Below are 648 nucleotides of genomic sequence, written 5' to 3'. Positions count from 1 at the left end.
TCTCATTCCACGAGATCCGTGTCGAAGCTAACGCATTAAGCGCCCCGCCTGGGGAGTACGGCCGCAAGGCTAAAACTCAAAGGAATTGACGGGGGCCCGCACAAGCGGCGGAGCATGCTGATTAATTCGATGCAACGCGAAGAACCTTACCAAGGCTTGACATGCACCGGACAGTCCCAGAGATGGGATCTTCTTCGGACTGGTGCACAGGTGGTGCATGGTTGTCGTCAGCTCGTGTCGTGAGATGTTGGGTTAAGTCCCGCAACGAGCGCAACCCTCGTTCTATGTTGCCAGCACGTGATGGTGGGGACTCATAGGAGACTGCCGGGGTCAACTCGGAGGAAGGTGGGGATGACGTCAAATCATCATGCCCCTTATGTCTTGGGCTTCAAGCATGCTACAATGGCCGGTACAGAGGGTTGCGATGCCGTGAGGTGGAGCGAATCCCAAAAAACCGGTCTCAGTTCGGATTGGGGTCTGCAACTCGACCCCATGAAGTCGGAGTCGCTAGTAATCGCAGATCAGCAACGCTGCGGTGAATACGTTCCCGGGCCTTGTACACACCGCCCGTCAAGTCACGAAAGTCGGTAACACCCGAAGCCGGTGGCCTAACCCTTGTGGGAGGAGCCGTCTAAGGTGGGACCGGTG

The 648-nt window shown here is 56.9% G+C and carries 1 rRNA gene; it reads left to right on the top strand.

The features are described from left to right. Positions 1-648 (top strand): 16S ribosomal RNA (locus ACFFHC_RS11580); the annotation flags it as partial.

It is taken from the genome of Kytococcus schroeteri (assembly GCF_042433515.1).
Taxonomy (GTDB): Bacteria; Actinomycetota; Actinomycetes; order Actinomycetales; family Dermatophilaceae; genus Kytococcus; species Kytococcus schroeteri.
Note: the sequence above shows the minus strand (reverse complement) of the source record. Positions and strands in the feature narration are given on the sequence as shown.